Annotated in this window: 1 protein-coding gene; it reads right to left on the bottom strand. The window is 70.0% G+C overall.

All coding sequences use genetic code 11. The features are described 5' to 3' along the window. The coding region (locus IH48_RS0132710) for an NUDIX domain-containing protein (protein ID WP_030913247.1) at positions 1–303 on the bottom strand (303 nt) is incomplete at both ends.

The following is a 303-nucleotide window of genomic DNA, read 5'->3' as shown; positions in this document are numbered from 1 at the left end:
GCCACGGTGTTCAGGTCGTGGAACTCCCAGCGTACGAAGTGGTGTGGCTCGGGCAGAGAGAGTTCACCGTCCCAGCGGGAGATGCGGACCACGGCGGTGACGCGGCGTACATCCAGGCGGTCGTCGTGCAGCACGGTGATGACGTGAGCGTCGTCCACGCGCGCCGTCAGCCCGGTCTCCTCGTTCAGCTCCCGCACGGCGGCCGCTGGTGCGGCCTCGTCTGTCTCGATGCGGCCGCCCGGTAGCTCCCACATGCCTCGGGTGGAGCGGCCCAGCAGGACCCGGCCGAACGTGTCGGTGACC

Origin of the sequence: Streptomyces sp. NRRL F-5126 (assembly GCF_000721265.1) — a bacterium.
GTDB lineage: Bacteria > Actinomycetota > Actinomycetes > Streptomycetales > Streptomycetaceae > Streptomyces.
Note: the sequence above shows the minus strand (reverse complement) of the source record. Positions and strands in the feature narration are given on the sequence as shown.